Source organism: Pseudoalteromonas sp. CR1 (assembly GCF_019392235.1).
GTDB lineage: Bacteria > Pseudomonadota > Gammaproteobacteria > Enterobacterales > Alteromonadaceae > Pseudoalteromonas.
Map to the genome: position 1 here is coordinate 1 of NZ_JAHXRM010000108.1, position 318 is coordinate 318.

The 318-nt window shown below is 64.2% G+C and carries 1 protein-coding gene; it reads left to right on the plus strand.

The features are described from left to right. A partial coding sequence (locus tag KZZ04_RS18685; RefSeq protein WP_219423742.1) for a diguanylate cyclase occupies positions 1–318 on the plus strand: 318 nt, incomplete at both ends.

Consider the following 318-nt stretch of genomic DNA (forward strand, 5'->3'; position numbering starts at 1 on the left):
TTTGCCAGTAACGAGTTTGCGGTGTTGCTTGACGACGCTGACCTGGAAAGCGGCCAGCAGGTTGCCAGCCAGTTGCTGGCAACCCTCGACAAACCGATGTTCGTCGACAACCAGTTGATCAACATCACCGGCTCCATCGGCCTGGCCAGCGCCCCGCAGCACGGCTGCGACCCGCAGACCCTGATGAAGTACGCCGGCCTGGCGCTGCACAAGGCCAAGGCCAACGGCAAGCACCAGGTCCAGGTGTTCACCGAGGCGCTGACCGCCGAGGCCAGCTACAAGCTGTTCGTCGAGAGCAACCTGCGCCGCGCCCTGGCG